The sequence below is a fragment of the Paenibacillus sp. J22FR5 genome (assembly GCF_059691975.1).
Map to the genome: position 1 here is coordinate 433,128 of NZ_JCAUAN010000001.1, position 21,810 is coordinate 454,937.

The 21,810-nt window shown below is 45.5% G+C and carries 17 protein-coding genes; all 17 read left to right on the forward strand.

Annotation, left to right across the window (positions count from 1 at the left end; genetic code table 11):
• Positions 1-417: 417 nt before the first annotated feature.
• The 17 genes from gap to AC58P7_RS02225 all read left to right on the forward strand — a co-directional run bounded on the left by gap (position 418) and on the right by AC58P7_RS02225 (position 21,799).
• Positions 418-1,473, forward strand: a complete 1,056-nt coding sequence (gene gap / locus AC58P7_RS02145) for a type I glyceraldehyde-3-phosphate dehydrogenase (RefSeq protein WP_497339753.1) — start codon at positions 418-420, stop codon at positions 1,471-1,473.
• Complete coding sequence (locus AC58P7_RS02150) at positions 1,452-1,628, forward strand: hypothetical protein (protein WP_497339754.1); 177 nt, start codon at positions 1,452-1,454, stop codon at positions 1,626-1,628. Before gap ends, AC58P7_RS02150 begins: the two co-directional genes overlap by 22 nt.
• A complete protein-coding gene (ppdK, locus tag AC58P7_RS02155) occupies positions 1,628-4,309 on the forward strand; it encodes a pyruvate, phosphate dikinase (protein ID WP_497339947.1) in 2,682 nt (893 codons plus the stop codon). Before AC58P7_RS02150 ends, ppdK begins: the two co-directional genes overlap by 1 nt.
• Positions 4,310-4,332: 23 nt before the next feature.
• Positions 4,333-5,133, forward strand: a complete 801-nt coding sequence (locus AC58P7_RS02160; RefSeq protein ID WP_497339755.1) for a pyruvate, water dikinase regulatory protein — start codon at positions 4,333-4,335, stop codon at positions 5,131-5,133.
• 212 nt (positions 5,134-5,345) lie between these two features.
• Positions 5,346-7,136, forward strand: coding sequence for a sensor histidine kinase (locus AC58P7_RS02165; RefSeq protein WP_497339756.1), 1,791 nt, complete (start codon positions 5,346-5,348; stop codon positions 7,134-7,136).
• Position 7,137: 1 nt separating this feature from the next.
• Complete coding sequence (locus AC58P7_RS02170; protein ID WP_497339757.1) at positions 7,138-8,694, forward strand: response regulator transcription factor; 1,557 nt, start codon at positions 7,138-7,140, stop codon at positions 8,692-8,694.
• Positions 8,695-8,843: 149 nt separating this feature from the next.
• The gene (iolD, locus tag AC58P7_RS02175) at positions 8,844-10,709 is read left to right on the forward strand and encodes a 3D-(3,5/4)-trihydroxycyclohexane-1,2-dione acylhydrolase (decyclizing) (RefSeq protein ID WP_497339758.1); all 1,866 of its coding nucleotides are present in this window, start codon (positions 8,844-8,846) and stop codon (positions 10,707-10,709) included.
• Between the two features lie 20 nt (positions 10,710-10,729).
• Positions 10,730-11,638 carry a myo-inosose-2 dehydratase gene (iolE, locus tag AC58P7_RS02180; protein WP_497339759.1) on the forward strand — a complete coding sequence of 303 codons (909 nt, stop codon included), beginning with the start codon at positions 10,730-10,732 and terminating at the stop codon, positions 11,636-11,638.
• A gap of 7 nt (positions 11,639-11,645) precedes the next feature.
• Positions 11,646-12,656 carry a 5-dehydro-2-deoxygluconokinase gene (iolC, locus tag AC58P7_RS02185; RefSeq protein ID WP_497339760.1) on the forward strand — a complete coding sequence of 337 codons (1,011 nt, stop codon included), beginning with the start codon at positions 11,646-11,648 and terminating at the stop codon, positions 12,654-12,656.
• A gap of 30 nt (positions 12,657-12,686) precedes the next feature.
• A complete protein-coding gene (locus AC58P7_RS02190) occupies positions 12,687-14,132 on the forward strand; it encodes a CoA-acylating methylmalonate-semialdehyde dehydrogenase (protein ID WP_497339761.1) in 1,446 nt (481 codons plus the stop codon).
• 32 nt (positions 14,133-14,164) lie between these two features.
• Positions 14,165-15,043 carry a class II fructose-1,6-bisphosphate aldolase gene (gene fba, locus AC58P7_RS02195; RefSeq protein WP_497339762.1) on the forward strand — a complete coding sequence of 293 codons (879 nt, stop codon included), beginning with the start codon at positions 14,165-14,167 and terminating at the stop codon, positions 15,041-15,043.
• Entirely contained in the window at positions 15,040-16,080 is a 1,041-nt protein-coding gene (iolG, locus tag AC58P7_RS02200; RefSeq protein ID WP_497339763.1) for an inositol 2-dehydrogenase, read from the forward strand. Before fba ends, iolG begins: the two co-directional genes overlap by 4 nt.
• Before the next feature lie 20 nt (positions 16,081-16,100).
• The gene (gene iolB, locus AC58P7_RS02205) at positions 16,101-16,919 is read left to right on the forward strand and encodes a 5-deoxy-glucuronate isomerase (protein WP_497339764.1); all 819 of its coding nucleotides are present in this window, start codon (positions 16,101-16,103) and stop codon (positions 16,917-16,919) included.
• A 74-nt stretch (positions 16,920-16,993) separates the two neighbouring features.
• The gene (locus AC58P7_RS02210) at positions 16,994-18,007 is read left to right on the forward strand and encodes a LacI family DNA-binding transcriptional regulator (protein ID WP_497339765.1); all 1,014 of its coding nucleotides are present in this window, start codon (positions 16,994-16,996) and stop codon (positions 18,005-18,007) included.
• Between the two features lie 173 nt (positions 18,008-18,180).
• Positions 18,181-19,146 carry an ABC transporter permease gene (locus tag AC58P7_RS02215; protein WP_497339766.1) on the forward strand — a complete coding sequence of 322 codons (966 nt, stop codon included), beginning with the start codon at positions 18,181-18,183 and terminating at the stop codon, positions 19,144-19,146.
• Between the two features lie 43 nt (positions 19,147-19,189).
• On the forward strand, positions 19,190-20,062 hold the full coding sequence (locus AC58P7_RS02220) for a carbohydrate ABC transporter permease (protein ID WP_497339767.1): 873 nt from the start codon (positions 19,190-19,192) through the stop codon (positions 20,060-20,062).
• A 60-nt stretch (positions 20,063-20,122) separates the two neighbouring features.
• A complete protein-coding gene (locus tag AC58P7_RS02225; RefSeq protein ID WP_497339768.1) occupies positions 20,123-21,799 on the forward strand; it encodes a type 2 periplasmic-binding domain-containing protein in 1,677 nt (558 codons plus the stop codon).
• The last annotated feature ends 11 nt before the right edge of the window (positions 21,800-21,810 follow it).

Sequence of the window (21,810 nt, forward strand, 5' to 3'; positions counted from 1 at the left end):
CCTGGATTCGGAACAAGACAGATCAGCTATTCTAGGTGGAACGGCGGCAAGTTTCTATAACATTCAATGACGGTTACCTATTAAGCTATTTTGAATATGTTGACGAACATTGCCAGGAACCGCTGGAAACGCGGCGAGATGGCGAGTGGTGGGCGTCGATGGAGGAAGTGTTTCACAACGATTAGTTGTTATAGCAAGTAAAAGAAAAAACTATAGAAGATGCCTAGTAATTTGTTAGAAAACCAGTAAAGCAATGTTTTTTTGCTGACTGGTTTTTTTGTTATATATGACGTCATATATATAATAATATTAGTCTTTTAGTAGATGAAGTGTCTATTTTGTTACAATGTGCGAATATATATTGTGTATTATTTATCCTTATGATACATTTATGACATACTAAATGAGGGTTGGGGGATGGAGATGAGAGTTGGTATAAGTGGTACAGGAAGAATTGGTAGGTTGTGTTTAAGAAAAGCATTGACCCATAGTCAGCAGGATTTCGAAGTGAAAGTGATCAACTCAACAAGTCCCATTCATGTTTTGGCCCATTTGTTGAAATATGATTCGGTTCATGGCACTTGGGACGCTAACATCGAAGTATTACATGACAACCTAATTCGGATTAATGGACAGCGGATACCTGTCATCTGTGAAAGAGAACCAGATTTACTACCTTGGGAGGATTATGGTGCCGAGTTAGTCGTAGATGCAACCGGAAAGTTCAATCATCGGCAAGGAGCTGAACGACACTTATTTGGGGGAGCCAAGAAGGTTCTGATTACTGCACCGGGTACGGACATGGATCTGACTGTTGTCATGGGAGTGAATGAAGCCCGGTATGATCCAAAGCAGCATCGTTTAGTATCCGCAGCCTCTTGTACGACCAACTGTATCGCACCTATACTCCGTATTCTGGATGAAGCTTTTCAAGTCAAGATGGGGTGGATGACAACGGTCCATGCATACACGAATGATCAAAACCATATGGACAACCCGCATAAAGATCTTCGCCGTGCTAGGGCGTGCACGAATTCTATTATTCCGACTTCTACTGGGGTGGGCAAGGCACTTATTGATGTTATTCCTCATCTTGCATCCCATATTCAAGGCGTCTCCGTACGTGTGCCGACGCAGGACGTTTCACTGCTGGATCTACAAGTCGTTGTCGACCGTAAAGTGAAAATCGACGAAGTGAAATTTGCCATCAAACAGGCGATTGCTGGACAAATTGGAAGATTCGTAGACTACAATGAATTGCCGCTTGTTTCTGCGGATTATATTGGCAATGAGAAGTCCGCCATCATTGACGGTCTTAGCATTATGACGCAGGATAACCAAATCAAGCTGCTCGCTTGGTATGACAATGAGTGGGGTTATGCAAATCGAGTCATTGATTTAGTCTCTTATATTTCTCGTGCGGAGAGCACGCAACTAGAGGGGGGAGCGAGATGTCTAATACAAACCATGTAACATTGGTAGCCATTCACCCGAATGATCTTGGTGTCATCATTTGTAAATCGTGTAATGAAGTGATTGCAACGTTACCAACGGACGGATATAAAAAATTTTATGTTGTGTGCAATTCAATCAAATGTATGGAAAAGAATAAGGAGGCAAACAAATGATGACCCAGAAACAAGTGGTACCCTTTCAAGAGGGAAATGCTTCAATGAAAGCTTTACTTGGTGGAAAAGGTGCCAATCTCGCAGAGATGACACGGGCAGGTCTCCCCGTTCCTCCGGGCTTCACGATTACAACATCGGCTTGTTTAGATTTCTTTAAAATTGGCAACCGGATCTCAGAAGAACTGCTTGAACAAGTCGGAGCAGCTCTTGGGCAGCTAGAAAAACAGAAGGGACAAAAGTTCGGAGATGGGAGCAATCCGCTGCTTGTGTCCGTACGCTCAGGTTCTGTAAGCTCGATGCCGGGGATGATGGATACCATATTGAATCTCGGTCTCAATGATGTAACTGTTCAAGGATTGGCGACGCTTACAAGGAATGAAAAGTTTGCATACGATTGCTACCGCCGTCTAATGCAGATGTTTGGAAACGTAGTGCTGGGCATAGAATCGTACCATTTCGAGCAGCTGCTGCACCGTTTGAAAGAGAAAGCGGGCGTGGATAGCGATCAAGATGTAACGGCTGAAGGTTGGAAGGCTCTAATCGTAGATTACAAAAAGTGTATTCTGGCGAAAACAGGCATGGATTTCCCTCAGCATGTGTACGAGCAATTGCGCATGGCCATTGAAGCTGTATTCAAGTCCTGGAACAACCAAAGAGCGCAGATTTACCGCAAAATCAATCGAATTCCGGATGAGCAAGGGACAGCGGTCAATGTGCAGAGCATGGTATTTGGGAATATGGGTGACAATTGCGGCACAGGCGTTGTCTTCACGCGAAATCCATCCACGGGGGAAAATACGTTTTTTGGTGAATACCTGATCAATGCACAAGGGGAAGATGTGGTAGCTGGTATACGAACGCCGCTAGCGATTGCTGCGCTGCAAAACGAAATGCCCGCAATTTATGAACAGTTATTTAGGGCATCCAAACAGCTTGAGAAGCACTATAAAGATATGCAAGACATCGAATTTACGGTGGAAAATAACAAGCTTTACCTGTTGCAAACACGAAACGGTAAACGAAACGCTCAAGCTGCGCTCAAGATTGCAGTCGATTTGGTCCATGAAGGTGTATTGACGAAACGGGAGGCAGTGGACCGCATCGAAGTGTCACATCTGGATCAGCTTTTGCATCGCGGGATCGATGAAGAAGCCATAAAAGATGTGTTGGCAAAAGGTCTTCCGGCTTCACCGGGCGCAGCGGTTGGTCAGTTGGTATTTGACGCTGATACGGCAGCAGAATGGTGCCGTGCCGGCAAGACGGTGATTCTTGCTAGAACCGAAACGACACCGGAAGATATTCATGGCGTGATCGCTTCGGAAGGTGTGCTCACAAGCCGAGGCGGGATGACGAGCCATGCCGCTGTTGTGGCAAGGGGAATGGGCAAACCCTGCGTATGCGGCTGTGAAGAAATCCGAATCGTGCTGGACGAGAAGCGGATGTTGGCTGGAAGCAGGAGTTTGGAAGAAGGCGATTGGATTACACTGGACGGAGCAACGGGGCGCGTCATTCTGGGGGTTATGCCACTACAAGAAGCTAGGATGACGGATGAACTTCTCGTAATGCTGAAGTGGGCGGATGAGATTCGCACGCTGAAAGTGTTCGCGAATGCCGATAATCCGCATGATGCGAGAATTGCGAGAGAATTAGGAGCAGAAGGGATCGGCTTATGCCGAACGGAGCATATGTTTTTCTCACCCACACGTCTGCCTGTCGTTCAACGAATGATTTTGGCGGAAGATAAGGAGGAACGTTTGAAGGCTCTTACCCAGCTGCTTCCTATGCAACAGTCCGATTTTGAAGGCATGTTCGAGGAAATGGACGGCCTCCCGGTAACGATCCGATTGCTCGATCCTCCTCTTCATGAGTTTCTACCCAACCTGGAAGAGCTCCAAAAGAGACATGCTCAGCTGACTTATGAGAAAGAGGGTTCAGACGACGAGAGAGAAGAGGTCACGAACCTTCTGCGCAAAGTGCAAGCTCTCCACGAAACGAATCCAATGCTAGGACAACGGGGCTGCAGACTGGGGATCGTATTTCCGGAAATATATGATATGCAGATTGAGGCTATCTTCCGCGCAGCTTCACGCTGTATCGACAGGGGTATCCAAGTGCTTCCGGAAATCATGATTCCACTCGTTGGCCATGCCAATGAGCTGAAAATCTTGAGAGAGCTTGTTGAGTTCGTTGCGCAGCAGGTATTGGGGAAAGACAAACTTCGAGATTGTCCTTACAAGGTTGGCACCATGATCGAAGTACCACGTGCCGCACTCACTGCGCGCCAGATCGTGGCTCATGCTGATTTCTTCTCCTTTGGCACGAATGACTTAACGCAAATGACGTTCGGATACAGCCGTGACGATGCGGAAGGGAAATTTCTTACCCATTATGTCGATCAGAAGCTTCTGCCTCATAATCCGTTTCAGGTGCTCGACACGGAAGGAGTAGGACAATTGATAGACATAGCGGTGAATACAGCACGAATCGTTAAGCCATCGCTTAAAACGGGGATTTGCGGGGAACATGGCGGAGATAAAGAGTCGATTTTCTTTTGCCACTTGACCGGATTGGATTATGTTAGCTGCTCCCCTTACCGAATTCCTTTGGCTCGGATCGCCGCAGCACAAGCGTTTATCCTACATGGTGTTCCTGAAGAAGGTAAGGTAGCCCAAGCCATTTAATGCAAATTAGGAGGAATTCACGGGTGGAGGAGAAAGTCCATACCATTTTCGTTTGTTCAGACTCGGTAGGAGAAACGGCAGACGCTGTTGTTCAAGCGACAATTCGTCAGTTTAACGCAAGTCAAGTTCATGTAAGACGTTTTGGTACGATGCGTACAGAAGAAGAAATCCGAATGATGATGGAGGAAGCTTCCAAGCTTGGTAGTTTTGTCGTCTATACGCTTGTACTTCCCGAATTAAGAGAGATGATGCGTCAAGAAGCGATTCGCTTAAATGTGACAAGCATAGACGTCCTTGGTCCTGTCATGCAAGCCTTCATTGATAACTTCAATGATTCTCCTAAAAGGCAAGCTGGCTTGCTGCATCAGATGGATGAAGATTATTATAAGCGGGTCGAAGCCATTGAATTTGCAGTAAAATGCGATGACGGCAAAGATACAAGTGCTTTAAAACAAGCAGATATTGTTCTTCTGGGTATATCAAGGACATCGAAAACACCGTTAAGTATTTATCTCGCACACAAAGGGTATAAAGTGGCCAATTATCCGTTGGTGCCCGAAGTCAAACCGCCGAAAGAATTATTTACAGTTAACAAAAGCAAATTGATCGGCTTGACGATGAGCCCAGCTCAGCTCGTTAAGATCCGTACGGAACGGCTGAAAGCAGTAGGGCTGCCATTCGGCGCTAAATATTCGGCAATTGAAAGAGTCGCGGAAGAGCTAGAATATGCGTATGACTTGTATAAGCAGCTTGGATGTATCGTGATCGACGTTACGGAAAAAGCAATTGAGGAAACGGCCGGCATTATTTTGGATGCCATGTGATAGTTGTAAAGCAAATGTGACAGGATCCATCATGATCCACTATGTAGGAAAAGGATAGTCCCCATGATTATTATGGGGCTATCCTTATTATTTTTTCAGTAGGATCAAGCAAAATAGTTACTTTAGAGCAGTGGGATAGCGGAAATACGTATAATGTTGTTATAATATCGTCACAGGATCGGTCAATAATAAACAAAAGGGGAAATGAGATGATGTCCTGGATTCGTAGTATAGTAGGGTTTAATCGCAGCTTCAGGGTAAAACTGATTCTCAGTATCTCTATCATTATTCTGTTAGCGTTCTGTTTGACAGGCTATTTAACGTATCGCTATAACCTAACGCTGTTTGAAGAAGAGATCAGTAAGCAGTTTTCCAGTACGAACGAAGAGGCGCTGGCGAAGCTGGACCTCAAAGTCCAAGAGGTTGTTCGTGTATCGCAAACGGTTGTGTTTAATCCAGCTATCGAACAGGTAATTTCACGTATTAATTTGAGTGCAGACTCCAATGCATTCAATCGTTACTTTGATAAAAAGCAAATCGAAGATCAGATTTATCAGATCAAATCGGATGCGCCCTATATCACAGGGATGTACCTATACGACTTAAAGGGGAACCCTTCGTATTTCAGCTATACGACCTCGGCGATTAATGTTCCTGATGAGAACGTATTCAAAGCGATTCGCTCCAAAATTAGCGACACATCTGGCGATCTCGTTTGGATTAGCATGCCATTGCCATCCTCCGTTGAACCCAGCGGGTTTAGAAATACGATCATTGTCGCCCGGTGGATGAAAAATAGTAATTTGACTACCTATGGTGTGCTTGTGATGGCTTTTGACGAATCCTTCTTCTCAGGCTCTCTGAAGGAGCTGACGAAGGCAGGGCAGGGCCAGGTTTATCTGTTTAATAAGAATAACGAGCTATTATTTACGAATTCGCCAGTTGATTTAGATCAATTAGAGCTGCTTCGAAAAATGAACCAAACACAGCTAATGGAGCATCATTTATATGTGCAGGGTCAGTCAGAAGTGACTAACTTCAAGCTAGTAAGTGGAACATCGCTAACAGAGATTCAATCGAGGAGTCGAGATTTATTCAAGATGATCGTTTACTCTGGTTTGATTAGCATTTTACTTGCAAGTGTACTGATCGTACTTTCCACAGGAAATTTGCTCCGGCCGCTCAAGGATTTATTACTTGGACTGCGTAAGGTGAGGTCGGGTGATTTTGATGCACGTATCGAAATTCGTACCCATGATGAATTAGCCTATATTGGTGAGAGCTTTAACGCGATGGCTGAACAGGTTGGAAGACTGATCAAGGAAGTATATATGACGCAGTTAAGTGAGAAAGAAGCTGAGCTTAAGGCGCTTCAGGCCCAGCTGAATCCTCATTTTCTGCACAACATGTTTAATGAAATCTATTGGAAACTGTATTTACAAGATGAAACTGAAACGGCGGCATTGATCGCGGCCATATCCGAAATGCTCAAGTATTCGTTGATGCCAGTGCGAACGCTTACCACCGTGAAAGAAGAATTCCAGCAGATTCGAAACTATTTGAAAATACAGAAAGAGCTGTTTGAAACCGATTTGGAGACGATCATTCAAGTGGACGAGGACGTTATGAACGTTCAGGTGATGCGCTCACTTCTTCAACCGCTGGTTGAAAATGTGTTTATGCATGCTTTTCGCAATATGGTGTCACATAAAGTGTTGTTAATCAAAGCAAGCAGCCGCGATGGCTTTCTAGAGATCGATGTCACAGATAATGGTTGTGGTATGGATGAGCAGGCTATTTCCCAAAACCTGGGTGTCGAGGGTTCATCATTGCCACAACGGATAGATGGTCGAGAAAGTCTAGGCGTTCGGAGTGTTGTGAGAAGGATCGAACTGGTGTATGGTAAGCCGTTCCGCATGGAAATCACAAGCCTGTTGGGGAGTGGTACCACGATGCGTCTTATTTTACCTCTTCGTACGAATAACAAGAAAGGAGATCAGTAGGATGAGAAGCGGAAGAGTATTGATTGTGGAAGATCAGCTGAATTTCCGAAAAGGGCTAATAAAGATGCTGCAAGGTGGCGATCTGGGCTGGCAAGTGGTCGGCGAGGCCGGCAATGGGCAGGATGCTTTGGCGATGCTATCTGAGCTTAAGCCTGATTTGGTTCTTACGGATATTCGTATGCCCATCATGGATGGACTCGAATTTGTAGGTCATTTACGAAAGAGTTACCCCGATATGATTGTTATCATTTTGACCGGATACAAGAATTTCGAATATGCACAAGCAGCTGTACGGCTTGGTGCGCTGGATATTCTGATTAAGCCATGCACAGAAGATGACGTACGTCAGATTATGAATAAAGCATCCGAGCGGTTTTATGATAAGTATGCGCAGCAGCAGAAAGAGCAATTGCAATTGCAGCTGCAACAAGATCTAGAGCTACGAGCTGTTTTGTTAGACCTGCCGTATGAGATGAGCACGATTACGGCATTGAACGAAGCTCTAGCCGGTAAGGAATTGTGGCTGTTGCACCTGAATAATGAAGATTTAGCGAATAGAGCGAATGGAAAAAGAGACATAAGTTTGCTTCAGTTTGCCTTCTCCAATATTGTCGAAGAGCTGGTGAAGGGAGCGGGACTGGAAGCGCGACTCCTATTAGTGGAGCATGACACCTTTCTACTTGTAACAGAATTACATCAAGTCGAAGAGAGTCTGAAGGATGCGATTCCTTCTGCCTCATTGGAATATTTGAAAATTCGTACGGGTATGGTTTCCATGGGTCTTGCACCTTCTGCTCATGAGCTGGCGGAACTATATCTGCTAACGAAAGGTACCGTTTCCGATCCGATTGGAATCCCTGCAGTGAGCGGCAGTGAGGCTGGATCTGGATTAATGCTTTCTCTGAATCAGGCAAAGGTCAGAGAAATGGAAGTTGGGCTTATGTCGGCGATCCTTGTCGGTCAAGAGGACAGCCTTCAGGTTCTATTGAATCGTGTACTCGCGGAGCTAGGCCGTACGTCGCCAGAGGAAATGAGAATTGGAGCGTTGTCACTTTCGATTGCCTTACATGGAACGATACAGAAGCAATTTGATCCTGAGGACAACCATGCGCTAGCCAGGATTCCGAATGAAATGCCACAGAGTCATTGGACCTCTACAGAGGTACTTGACTGGGCTGCCGAGCAAGTGAAGCACTTCTTGCTCCAATTTAATCAGTGGCAGGCTTCCAAAAGTGATAATGTGATCGAAAGAGCTATCAAATACATCGAGGAACATTATAATGAGGAATGCCGCTTGACGGATGTCGCGACTCATATTCATTTAAATCCGAGCTATTTCAGTGTCGTTTTCAAGAAGACTACAGGTGAAAGCTTCACACGCTTCGTCACCCGTGTCCGTATGGATAAGGCAGCTTTACTGCTTCGGAATACGGATATGAAAATATTTGAAATTGCGACTGCTATTGGGTTTGATGAGCCCAATTATTTTACGAATGTATTCAAACAGCAATTCCAGATGTCACCCAAAGAATATAGAAGCGGCAAGACTTCGCCATAGTGCCAAGCATGTGTTAAATGCAATGTAAAAAAAAGACATTGCGATTGAAATAAATATGTTGTATTATCGGATTAAGCGCTTAACCCAACTGGTTAAGTGTTTAACTTTCAAGGATTAAGCGCTTAACCTTTGAGCGAAGGGAGATTATCATGCGTACAATTCGACTTACAATGGCACAAGCACTTTTGCGATTTCTAGACCAACAATACATTTCCGTGGATGGACAAGAGACTAAATTTGTTCGAGGTGTCATGGGGATATTCGGCCATGGCAATGTTACGGGAATCGGGGAGGCGTTGGAGCGCAGTGCGGGTGACCTTACTTACATACAAGGCAAGAACGAGCAGGGTATGGTCCATGCCGCAACCGCTTTCGCGAAGCAAAAGAACCGTCAACAAATATATGCGTGCACAACCTCAATTGGACCTGGTGCACTGAATATGGTAACGGCAGCAGCAACTGCGACGGTCAACCGTATTCCAGTTCTACTTCTGCCGGGAGATAATTTTGCCTCACGACAGCCTGACCCTGTACTGCAGCAGCTCGAGATCGCGAGCGATTACACAGTATCAGCTACGGACCCTTTCAAAACAGTGAGTAAATACTGGGACCGGATTGTTCGCCCTGAACAGTTGATGAGTGCAGTTACCCAGGCGATGCGGGTACTAACAGATCCTGCTGAGACAGGAGCAGTGACGTTAGCTCTTCCTCAAGATGTGCAAGCTGAAGCTTACGATTATCCGGAAGCCTTTTTCGATAAGATGATTCACTATATCGATCGGCGCCAACCTACAAAGGAAGCTATTCATCGAGCTACGGCGTTAATCCTCGGCAAGAAGCGCCCGTTAATTATTGCAGGCGGCGGTGTACTTTATGCGGAAGCGACGAAAGAACTGAAGGAATTTGCAGCATCGTTCGGTATTCCTGTAGCAGAAACGCAGGCAGGGAAAAGCGCTCTGGAATGGAATCATCCGCTCAATGTTGGCGCGATTGGCGTAACAGGAACACTCGCAGCAAATAAGCTGGCGAAACAGGCGGACCTGATTATCGGGGTAGGAACTCGCTATTCCGACTTTACCACAGCTTCTAAATCGGCGTTCGCTAATGACGATGTGCAATTCGTTAATATCAATATCAGCGGCTTTGATTCTTCGAAATTAGGCGGCATCTCCATTACAGCTGATGCGAAGGAAGCACTAAGCTTGCTCGGCGAATCATTGCGATCCCATCAGTATGCTAGCAGCTACGAAGAGGGGTATCTAACCACTTTGAAAGCCGAGTGGGATCTTGAAGTAGACCGCTTATATCAAGCGGAGTGTGCGGAAGGTTTTGCTCAAACACGTGCGTTAGGTGTTATCAATGAAACGATTGATCCCTCCTCTGTTGTCGTTTGCGCAGCGGGAAGTCTTCCCGGCGATTTACACCGCTTATGGAGATCAACGGAGCCCAAAACGTACCATATGGAGTATGGCTTCTCTTGTATGGGATATGAAGTGAGTGGTGCTTTCGGGGCAGCATTAGCAGAACCGAATCGCGAGGTCTATGCGATAGTCGGGGACGGAAGTTACTTGATGCTGCATTCGGAAATGGTAACCAGTTTACAAGAGGGTCAGAAATTCACGATCTTGCTGTTCGATAATCATGGCTTCCAGTGCATTCATAATCTGCAGCGCAGTCAAGGAAGCGATGGCTTCGGAAATGAATTCCGTTATCGTGATGAGAGTACACGTAAGCTGACAGGAGGCTACATGCCGATTGACTTCACAGCACATGCTCGCAGCTTGGGCGCGAAGGCTTATAAAGCAAGCAATCCTGATGAGCTCAAGGCGGCATTACTTCAAGCAAAAAAAGAAACAGTGACTACCCTAATTGAAATTCCTGTCGTGCCTGGAACGAACACGGGTGGCTATGAGTCTTGGTGGCAGGTTGGCGTACCGGAGGTTTCTGAGAGTGCGAAAGTGGTCGCAGCTCATGAAGAAATGAAGAAAAATATCCAAGCGGCTAAGCCCATTTAACGATAAGAGGTGACCTAACGATGAAAGAACTACCGTTTAAGCTAGGCATTCATCCGATTAATTGGGTGGGTGAAGACGTCAAGGAACATGGCGCTGATACCACGTTTGAGCAAATCGTAGATGATATACAGCGACTAGAATTGACTGGCACCGAGATGGGCCGAAAATATCCGGCTGATATTGAGGTGCTAAAGAAAGAGCTATCCGCGCGTGGCATCAGCCTCGTATCGCAATGGAAATCGGTCCTCTTCTCGGACCCAACTTATAGAGAACAAGAGCTGGAAGCATACCGCAAGCATGCACAATTCCTTAAGGAAATGGGCAGCACGGTAATTTCTACAGCGGAAGTCGGGGGTTCGCTCCATTTTGACCCGCGTCGTACTCCGAACGAGAAAGAAGTGCTTCGCCTCGACGAAGCAGGCTGGCAGAGCTTGGCTGAAGGGCTGAACCGAGCTGGAGCGATTGCGCAAGAATATGGTCTGAAGCTGACCTATCATCACCACGGTGGAACAGTTGTTGAATCACCGGAAGAAATCGATAAATTAATGGAGCTGACCGATCCGTCCTTGGTTTATCTGCTTTTTGATACAGGACACACCTACTATGGCGGTGGCGATCCGTTGACCGTACTGCGCAAACATTACAACCGAATCGCTTATATTCATTTGAAAGATATTCGTCAAGCCGTGCTAGATGAAGCGCGCGCCGAGCAGGTTGATTTTGTAACCTGTATCCGCAAAGGTGTGTTTACGGTTCCAGGGGATGGATGCCTTGATTTTGCTCCTATTTACAAGGAGTTATTGGCTCGAGAATATACAGGGTGGGCGATGCTCGAAGGCGAGCAAGACCCGGCTGCACACAATCCGTATGAATACGCGAAAAACGCACTGAATTATATACATTCGTTATTAATCAAAGAAAGTAGGTAATCCAACCATGACCTATGTGACTTTCCCAGAAGCGAAAGCGCTAGATTTTGTAGCCATCGGCAGATTATGTATTGATTTGAACGCAAACGAAATTCATCGCCCAATGGAAGAGACGATGACATTCACGAAGTATGTTGGCGGATCGCCAGCAAACATTACGATCGGCATGTCCAGATTAGGGATGAAGACAGCCTTTATCGGCAAAATTGCCAATGATCAAATGGGCCGTTTCATTGCTGACTACTTGCAGCGCAATGCGATTGACACAAGCAATGTGGTAACAGATCGTACCGGCGCTGTGACTGGGTTAGCTTTTACCGAGATCAAAAGCCCGACAGATTGCAGCATCTTGATGTACCGCGATAACGTTGCTGATTTGAAGTTAACGCCAGATGAGGTTCAGGAATCCCTGATTGCTGGTGCGAAAGTATTGTTGATTTCCGGAACGGCGCTAGCTCAGAGTCCTTCACGCGAAGCGGTGTTTCAAGCGCTGAATTATGCTAAGAAACACGGAGCTGTTATCGTATTTGATCTAGATTACCGTCCTTACACATGGACATCGCCGGAAGAGACGGCTGTATATTATAACTTGGCTGCTGAGAAATGCGATATCATTCTCGGTACGCGTGAAGAGTTCGATATGATGGAGAAGTTCGAACACAATCCGGAAAAGGATGATCATATCACAGCTGCCAAATGGTTCGACTACTCAGCCAAGATTGTCATTATCAAGCACGGGAAAGAAGGCTCTATCGCATATACACCTGATGGTGTTGGTCATCGCGCGAAGAGCTTCCCAGCGAAGGTAGTTAAGACATTTGGAGCCGGTGATTCTTATGCAGCAGGCTTTATCTATGGCGTTATGCAAGGTTGGACGCTGGAGAAAAGCATGGAATACGGAAGCGCGGCTGCTTGTATTGTCATTTCAAGCCATAGTTGCTCGGATGCCATGCCAACTGCTGACCAAGTGGATGATTACATCGAACGTTGCAATCGCGGAGAAATTACAGCCTCTTAATACTATGAAACCAAAAGGAGCGTTAACGATATGACACATACATTGAAAAACTGGATTGGCGGCGAATGGGTCGCATCAACCTCTACACAAACGGATCCTGTTTATAATCCTGCAACAGAAGAGATTCTAGCTTATATTCCAATTTCGACAAAAGAAGAAGTAGATCAAGCGGTTCGTAATTCGCAAGAAGCCTTTCAATCATGGAGCCGCACACCTGTACCGAAGAGAGCACGCGTATTATTCAAATACCAACAACTCCTCGTTGATCATTGGGAAGAGCTTGCAAGGATCGTTACGAAAGAAAACGGCAAAAGTTACTCCGAAGCTTATGGTGAAGTGCTTCGCGGCATCGAATGTGTTGAGTTCGCCGCTGGCGCACCTTCCCTTATGATGGGCAAACAGCTTCCGGATATTGCTTCTAATATTGAATCCGGTATGTACCGTTATCCGATTGGTGTTATCGGTGGAATCACACCATTTAACTTCCCGATGATGGTTCCCTGCTGGATGTTCCCGCTCGCGATTGCCTGTGGCAATACATTCGTATTGAAGCCATCGGAACGTACGCCGTTTTTGGCGAACCGATTGGCGGAGCTATTCCATGAAGCTGGATTACCAGCTGGTGTGCTTAACATCGTTCATGGGGCACATGACGTGGTCAATGGCCTTCTCGAACATAAAGATATTAAAGCCATTTCATTCGTTGGCTCCCAGCCGGTGGCTGAGTATGTGTATAAAACAGCTGCTGCCAACGGGAAACGCGTTCAAGCACTTGCAGGCGCGAAAAATCACTCTATCGTAATGCCAGATGCGAATTTGTCTGTTGCGGTGAAGGAAATCACGAACGCTGCTTTCGGTTCAGCAGGTGAGCGCTGTATGGCATGCTCCGTCGTGGTAGCGGTAGGTGATGTAGCGGATACGCTCGTAAGCAAGCTGCTTGAAGCGGCGGATAACATTACGATTGGCAACGGAAATGATAAAGGCGTGTTCTTAGGTCCAGTCATTCGTGGCGGGCATAAGGAACGTACGTTGAAATATATTGAGATCGGAGAAAAAGAAGGCGCGATTATGGTCCGCGATGGTCGTAAAGACGCTGCGACGGGTGAAGCGGGCTACTTCGTAGGGCCGACGATTTTCGATCAAGTGCAATGCGAGATGAAAATTTGGGAAGATGAAATTTTTGCTCCTGTCCTTTCCATTGTTCGCGTTGCAACACTGGAGGAAGCGATCGAGCTTTCCAATCGTTCCGAATTTGCGAATGGGGCATGCCTGTTTACCCAAGATGGCAGCAACGTACGTCAATTCCGCGAAACCATTGATGCCGGGATGCTTGGCATAAATCTTGGTGTACCTGCGCCGATGGCTTTCTTCCCGTTCTCTGGCTGGAAAAAATCATTCTACGGCGATTTGCATGCCAACGGTACGGATGGCGTGGAATTCTATACACGTAAAAAGATGGTCACGGCTCGCTGGTAACAGCGAGTTTCCGCCAGAAAGGGGAGAACATCATGGCACTCGTCTCGATGAAAAATATGCTGCAGCAAGCCTTAGATGGCAAGTATGCAGTTGGTCAGTTTAATTTGAATAATCTCGAATTTACGCAGGCGATCTTACAAGCTGCCCAACTAGAACAAGCACCTGTGATTCTTGGGGTTAGTGAAGCTTACATCCCCTATATGGGTGGGCTTCCTTGCATCGTGGGCATGGTCAAAGCATTGATTGAGCACTATGGCATTACCGTGCCAGTCGCGCTTCATTTGGATCACGGCAGTTCCTATGACTTGTGTATCAAAGCGATGCATGCCGGATTTACCTCCGTCATGATCGATGCTTCGCATCACTCTCTTGCGCACAATATCGAAGTTACGCGTCAAGTGACGCAAGCAGCGCATGTACTCGGTGTTACCGTGGAGTCGGAGCTTGGTCGGATTACCGGACGTGAAGATGATCTGGTCGTGGATGAAGCGGAAGGTATGTACGCGGTTGCTGAGGATTGTGTGCAATTGGTCAAGGAAACAGGCATCGATTGTTTAGCACCTGCGCTCGGATCGGTACACGGTCCGTATCGCGGACAGCCTAAGCTTGGTTTTGAACGGATGGCTGAAATTAGAGATCTGACAGGTCTGCCGCTTGTACTTCATGGCGGAAGCGGTCTTCCAGACGATGAAATTCGTCAAGCCATTGCTTGCGGCACAGCCAAAATTAATGTGAATACAGATAATCAAATCGCTTGCACAGCTGCGATTCGCACATTTTTGAATGAGCATCCTGAGGCTTATGATCCTAGGAATTACTTAATTCCAGCGCGGGAAGCCATCATCGCATCGGTGAGGGCCAAAATTCAATTATTCGGCAGTGCAGGTAAAGCGGGAGGGAATGTAGGATGAAAAAGATCAGAATCGGAATTATCGGTGCAGGCCGAATTGGTAAGATCCACGCGGACAATTTACTTCGGACACCTCAAGTTGAAATTATCGCGGTGAGTGATTTGTTTGCAGGGCCTGAGCTGGAAGCATGGGCAGCAGCACGTAACATCGCCATCGTGACAAAGGATAGCAACGAACTTATTTCTCATCCAGATATTGATGCCATTTTTATTTGTTCATCCACAGATACGCATGTCCCGTTGATTCAACAAGCAGCGCGTGCTGGTAAACATATTTTCTGTGAAAAACCGATCTCTATGGATATCACGAAAACCGAAGAGGCGATTGCTGAAGTTAAAAAAGCAGGCGTGAAGCTGCAAATTGGCTTTAATCGCAGATTTGACCATAACTTCAAGCGTGTTCAAGAAGTGGTGCAAGGCGGCGGGATCGGCGATCCTCACATTATTAAAATCACTTCTCGCGACCCTAATCCGCCTCATGAGGATTACATCAAAGTTTCTGGCGGGATCTTCATGGATATGATGATTCATGATTTTGATATGGCTCGATTCGTATCTGGCAGCGAGGTTGAGGAAGTTTATGCTGCGGGGAATGTCCTCATTAACCCGGCTTTTGCAGAGCATGGCGACGTAGATACAGCAGTTGTTACGCTTCGTTTTGCGAATGGCGCACTTGGTGTTATTGATAACAGTCGTCAAGCTGTATATGGCTATGATCAACGTGTCGAGGTATTCGGCTCTAAAGGCAGTGTTACGGTTGCGAACGATCATCCCAACACGGCAGTCATCGCAACGGCAGACGCGATCGTGAGCGATAAGCCATTGCATTTCTTCCTTGAGCGCTACCAAGCTGCATATGTAGAAGAAACGCAAATGTTCATCGATGCGATTTTGAACGATAAAATTGTACCTGTCAACGGCGATGACGGTGTTCAAGCAGAGCGGATCGCGTTAGCCGCGAAGCTGTCTTCTCGCTTAGGACGCCCGGTGAAAGTGAGCGAGGCGCTGGAATTGCTCAAACAAACTTCAACAGTTTAATGAGAGAGGGAGACGTTACGATGTCCAATTTGATTGTAACACCTGCAACTTCTCCGAGTGAGGAAGGGAGCATCTTACAAGTCACACCGGAATCGGCCGGATGGCAGTATGTTGGCTTCGAAGTTGTACAACTCGAGGAAGGACAAACCCTGAAACGCGAAACCGCTGATCAGGAAGTTTGCCTCGTGCTGTTGAGCGGGAAAGCTAACGTTCATACGAAGGAAGAGCAATGGCTTCATATTGGCGAGCGGATGAGCGTGTTTGAGCAAATTCCTCCTTATTCTGTCTATGTGACGAATAACGATAGCTATGAAGTGACCGCTTTAACGTCCCTGAAGTTGGCTGTTTGCTCAGCCCCTGGCGCGGGGAACCATCGTTCACGCTTGATTGCTCCTGGGCAAGTAGGCGTAGAAACGCGCGGTTATGGCAATATTGAGCGTTATATTCATAATATTTTACCTGAGAGCGAGCCAGCGGATAGTTTGCTTGTTGTCGAAGTGTTTACACCGAATGGACACTGGTCCAGCTACCCTCCGCACAAGCATGATCGTGACCAATTGCCTGAGGAATCATTATTGGAAGAAACTTATTATTTCAATATTCAACCTGAGCACGGCTTTGCGATTCAACGGGTTTACACGGATGATCGTTCTCTGGATGAGACGCTCATTGTCAAAAACGGAGAAGCTGTGCTTGTTCCGCGCGGCTATCATCCCGTTTCTGCGCCTCCTGGCTATGATGTATATTATTTGAATGTCATGGCAGGGCCTACCCGGACATGGAAATTCCACAATGACCCTGATCATGCTTGGATCATGACCAAACCAAGCGAATCGTAGAGCGGTTGCAAGTTTCCAAAAGCCCCGTCATAATGGGGAATAAATGTATTCTTCAAGAAAAATGGGGTAGTAGGATGAAGGCAACCATTTACGATGTGGCCCGAGAGGCCGGTGTATCCATTGCAGCGGTTTCGCAGGTCATGAACGGAAAGGGCAAAATTAGCGAAGAACGGCGCACTGAAATTATGAAAGTGATGGAAAAGCTGAACTATCAGCCCAGTGTTATCGCTTCGGCACTTACAGGTAAAAAGACATATACACTAGGCCTGCTGGTCCCTGATATTTCAAATCCTTTTTTTGCAGAAATAGCTAGAGCAGTTGAGGATCAAGGCCATAATTTGGGCTACAGTCTTGTCATATGCAGCACGGATAATAAGGACGAACGCGTAGAGCGATATTTGTCCTTACTTCAGCAAAAAAGCGTTGACGGTATGATTATCGGCACCGGGATGGATAATAAGGATATGCTTACACCGCTCATGGAACGAGCTATTCCAGTTGTCATGATTGCTAGGGAGATGCCAGATTTAGCTGTGCACACCGTCGTTGTTGACGATTTTGTTGGCGGCACGTTATCAGCTAAGCATCTGTTGGAGCTAGGCCATACACGAATGGCAGTTCTTGCAGAACACGCCAAAGTTTCCAGTAGTCGTGAGCGGGTAAAAGGATTCATAACCACCTTGGAGGAAGCGGGTATTAAGCTCTCTGAAGAGCGAGTGCGTAACTGTCGTTACACCGTAGAAGATGGAAAACGTGAGGCAATTGAACTCCTGGAGAAACCCGCAGCCGAAAGGCCAACCGCACTTTTCTGCTGTAATGATATGCTCGCCATTGGCGCCTTACAAGCTGCTAAACAATTAAAGTTGCGTGTTCCTGAAGACATCTCTGTCATTGGATTTGATAATACGATCCTTGCTTCAGTAACGGATCCACCGCTAACGACAATTGCGCAGCCGATAGAGCCCATGGGCAAGAAAGTCGTCGATCTGCTGATTCTCGAGCTGAAGAAGAAATCACAGGCCATACAGCGCGTTGTCATGCCGCCGGAATTAATTATCAGGCATTCTACAGCCTCTCCGGCGAAGTGATGTTCATAGGAAGTGAAGACTGCTTTCCCTTAGGGGGAAGCAGTTTTTTTATAGAAAATCCGCTAGAAATGACCCAATGAATTTATAGTTTCTTCTATAATATTTTAAGGGTTTTTTACCTGAAAACTTTTATTATAGATTTATAAAGATTGAAGTAAGGGAGTGAAGCATACATGAATGGAAATACTATTGAAACTCCTATCATCGACTATGCCATCAGTGAACGAAAAGCCTTGCAGCTAAAACGACGACGTAGGTTGAAGCAAAACATTCCTTTGTTTCTCATGCTAGTCCCTGTTATCGCTTACTATATTCTGTTCAAATACTGGCCTATGGGTGGACTTGTTATCGCTTTCAAAAACTACAATTTCTCTGACGGGATATTGCACAGCCCCTGGGTGGGACTGAAGAATTTTAAACTTTTGTTTTCTAGCTCGAATACACTGCAAATTATTTGGAATACGTTTTGGTTGAGTTTTCTAAGCTTAATATTCGGATTCCCGATGCCCATATTTCTAGCTATTTTACTAAATGAGGTTAGAAGATCTTGGTTTAAAAAATGGGTACAAACCATCATCTACTTACCGCATTTCTTCTCTTGGGTTATAGTTTCCGGGATCGTGTTATCTTTATTCGCAACGGATTATGGTTCAATTAATAAGGTGCTTAAGTTGTTCAATATTGCACCGATGAACTTTCTCTACGAGTCCAAATCTTGGTTAGCTATTTTTATTGGTTCCGGCATTTGGAAGGAAATGGGATTCAGTACGATTATTTATTTAGCAGCACTAACGACCATTGATCCTTCTCTGTATGAATCTGCTGCGATGGATGGGGCTGCGAAATGGCGGCAAATGTGGCATGTCACGATTCCGGGTATTCGACACACCATTATTTTATTACTTATCTTAGCAATGGGTAAAATTATGGAGGTTGGTTTTGATCAAGTATACAACTTGCAGAACGCCGGGGTTTCTGACGTGTCGGAAGTTATTAGTACTTACATCTATAAAATAGGCCTAGGGAGTTCACAGTTTAGTCTAACAACGGCCATGGGATTCTTTGAATCCATCATAAGTTGTAGTCTCGTGCTGATTGCTAACCGTATCGCTAAAAAGTTTGACCAAGCATTATTCTAGAGCTTAAGCATCATGTAAGGCAGCATTGGAGAGGAGGGGTTGCATGAAAGCGACCAGGGGTGAAAACATCTTTTATACCATCAACTATATCGTACTCGGATTAATAGCCTTAACTTGTATTCTACCGTTTATCCATATCGTAGCGCTATCGCTAAGTGAACGTTCAGCTGTAGATTCAGGGCATGTCTTCTTTTGGCCGGTAGGGTTGGAATTCACGGCTTACAAAATATTCTTTGTTGCTAGTCCCGCGTTTAGCGCCTTTAAAAATAGTGTGATCATTACGCTTGTGGGAGTGGCATTTAGTTTATTAGGTACCATATTAGCAGCATATCCGTTGTCCAGATCGTATCTGATTGGTCGACGTTATCTTGTTCTGGGTATGGTGTTCACAATGCTGTTCTCAGGTGGATTAATTCCCACTTATCTCGTTATTAAGAGTATGCATCTCATCGACTCCTATTGGGCATTATGGCTTTCCGGATTCATTAGTACGTACAATATGCTGCTGATGAAAAGTTATTTTGAGAATATTCCTTATGAGGTGCAAGAAGCAGCCCGTATAGACGGCTGTAGCGATACCTCACTTCTCATTCGTATCATTCTTCCACTATCGCTGCCTATGTTGGCTACACTTGCTCTGTTCTATGGAATTGGCTTCTGGAATTCGTTTATGAACGTGCTTATGTACATCAATAAGAGCGATTTGATGAATTTAACCGTCGTCGTCCAAGGGATGCTGCAAAAGAATGATCTGTTGAATTCACCTTCACTTAATGTGGAGGAGCAGGCACAGGTCGCTACGGAAATGGTTAAAGCTGTAGGCGTTGTTATAATGGTTGTGCCCATGTTAGTTGTTTATCCTTTCTTGCAAAAGTATTTTGTCAAGGGTGTCATGCTTGGATCCGTCAAGGGTTGATCAAATCGGTATTCCCGTTTAACAAAACGTTATAATAAAATTTTGCAGGGGGAAATGAACATGACAAATAAGAAACTATGGCTTGGGATGACAGTTGGGGTTGTAGCGCTAGGAGCAACGTTAGTTGGTTGCAGCAATGACAAGAAAGAAACAACAACAACACCAGCAACAACTAGTTCAGGTGAAAAAGCAGTAGTCAAACGTGGAGATGTGACGTCAACCATGTATGATCGTGGCGGAGTGCCTGCTGCAGAAGGAACTTATGAAGAAAATCGCTGGACCAAGTACATTAACCAAAATGGTCCTGAGAATGTGAAATTCGTCCCAGTCCTGCGAAGCGACTCTGTGAAGAAATTAAATGTCCTATTCGCATCCGGCTCAGCACCAGATATCATCAATGAATATAGCACGCCGTTTCGTGGCTCCTTGTATGATCAAAAGCAGCTGATGCCGATTGATAATATTCTGAAATATATGCCTGAATATCAAAAGCTGCTAGACAAGTATCCTCAGCTGAAAAAAGCTGGAACAAAGCCTGACGGCAAAGTTTATGAAATTGGAAAAGTAAAAGAAGCTGTACCCGCTCATATTCTACTGATTCGTTCCGATTGGTTGAAAAAGCTGAATTTGGCCATGCCGACAACAACGGATGAATTATATGCTGTAGCGAAAGCGTTTGCTGACCAAGATCCGGATGGTAATGGTAAGAAAGATACGTATGGTCTGAACATGAGCACATATTCGGAACAAGCGATCAATGAAATGTTTGGTGAGAGTTCATCCGCCAGCCTATTGGCTTGGGATATTAAGGACGGCAAAGTAGTTCGTGCGTGGGACAAAGAGCTTGCCTCCCTTACTTTCAAGAAAAAGCTATACGAAGATGGCATTATCGACAAAGACTACATCAATGATAAAGACGGCGCGAAAGCGAAGCAGGACTTCCTAAATGGTAAGGTCGGTATCTACGTTAAGTTTACTGGCGGCTGGAATGAATTTGTTTTGAATGACATGGCTACTTTACAGAAAAATGTGCCAACAGCAGAAATCGCACCATTAGGCTATCCGAAATCACCGTTAGGGACATTTACCGGTGCCATTGATAACCCAGTTCAAATGACAACGGTTGTAAATGCAAAAGCCAAAGATCCAGAGGCTGTTGGTCGCTATCTTGACTTCATGATGAAGCCAGAAACGGCTAGTAAGATTTTCAATGGTGATGAAGGCGTGCACTGGAAGAAAGGTCCTAATGGTTGTCCGCAACCAATTGATGTAGCTAAGAATAAAAATGAAGTAGGCTATGCGGGAGATTATGATATGTTTTACTCTCTCGGACAGGATAAATGCAGCTTCGTCTTGAGCGGCGTAAATACTGAAATTCCTGCACAAAAGAAAGCTTATGATATGTATAAAGAAGTTCAAAAATTGTACTTCGACCCGACAAGAGAATACCCTGGTATCGCGATTGGCGATCATATGCCGGTGTATAACGCAGATCTTCAAGTGATTAACACAACGATTCTGAAAGAAAAAGGCGACCTCTTCGTTAAGGCGATTCTAAGTGGTTCCAAATACTCAGCAGATCAAGCTATTCAAGATGCAAAAGCGGCTTGGACGAAAGCTGGCGGTCAGCAACTCGAAGATTTCATGAACAAATGGTACTCAGAAAATAAAGATAAAGCGTTCCTTGCCAAAGATGTAATGGCAATTGCGAAACAACAAATGGAAACAGTAAAATAATTCATTCTTGA

What these genes read in the sequence shown, in the direction of transcription:
- gap (WP_497339753.1), top strand. Translation starts at nt 418, where the DNA reads ATGGAGATGAGAGTTGGTATAAGTGGTACAGGAAGAATTGGTAGGTTG.
- AC58P7_RS02150 (WP_497339754.1), top strand. Translation starts at nt 1,452, where the DNA reads ATGTCTAATACAAACCATGTAACATTGGTAGCCATTCACCCGAATGAT.
- ppdK (WP_497339947.1), top strand. Translation starts at nt 1,628, where the DNA reads ATGACCCAGAAACAAGTGGTACCCTTTCAAGAGGGAAATGCTTCAATG.
- AC58P7_RS02165 (WP_497339756.1), top strand. Translation starts at nt 5,346, where the DNA reads ATGTCCTGGATTCGTAGTATAGTAGGGTTTAATCGCAGCTTCAGGGTA.
- AC58P7_RS02170 (WP_497339757.1), top strand. Translation starts at nt 7,138, where the DNA reads ATGAGAAGCGGAAGAGTATTGATTGTGGAAGATCAGCTGAATTTCCGA.
- iolD (WP_497339758.1), top strand. Translation starts at nt 8,844, where the DNA reads ATGCGTACAATTCGACTTACAATGGCACAAGCACTTTTGCGATTTCTA.
- iolE (WP_497339759.1), top strand. Translation starts at nt 10,730, where the DNA reads ATGAAAGAACTACCGTTTAAGCTAGGCATTCATCCGATTAATTGGGTG.
- iolC (WP_497339760.1), top strand. Translation starts at nt 11,646, where the DNA reads ATGACCTATGTGACTTTCCCAGAAGCGAAAGCGCTAGATTTTGTAGCC.
- AC58P7_RS02190 (WP_497339761.1), top strand. Translation starts at nt 12,687, where the DNA reads ATGACACATACATTGAAAAACTGGATTGGCGGCGAATGGGTCGCATCA.
- fba (WP_497339762.1), top strand. Translation starts at nt 14,165, where the DNA reads ATGGCACTCGTCTCGATGAAAAATATGCTGCAGCAAGCCTTAGATGGC.
- iolG (WP_497339763.1), top strand. Translation starts at nt 15,040, where the DNA reads ATGAAAAAGATCAGAATCGGAATTATCGGTGCAGGCCGAATTGGTAAG.
- iolB (WP_497339764.1), top strand. Translation starts at nt 16,101, where the DNA reads ATGTCCAATTTGATTGTAACACCTGCAACTTCTCCGAGTGAGGAAGGG.
- AC58P7_RS02210 (WP_497339765.1), top strand. Translation starts at nt 16,994, where the DNA reads ATGAAGGCAACCATTTACGATGTGGCCCGAGAGGCCGGTGTATCCATT.
- AC58P7_RS02215 (WP_497339766.1), top strand. Translation starts at nt 18,181, where the DNA reads ATGAATGGAAATACTATTGAAACTCCTATCATCGACTATGCCATCAGT.
- AC58P7_RS02220 (WP_497339767.1), top strand. Translation starts at nt 19,190, where the DNA reads ATGAAAGCGACCAGGGGTGAAAACATCTTTTATACCATCAACTATATC.
- AC58P7_RS02225 (WP_497339768.1), top strand. Translation starts at nt 20,123, where the DNA reads ATGACAAATAAGAAACTATGGCTTGGGATGACAGTTGGGGTTGTAGCG.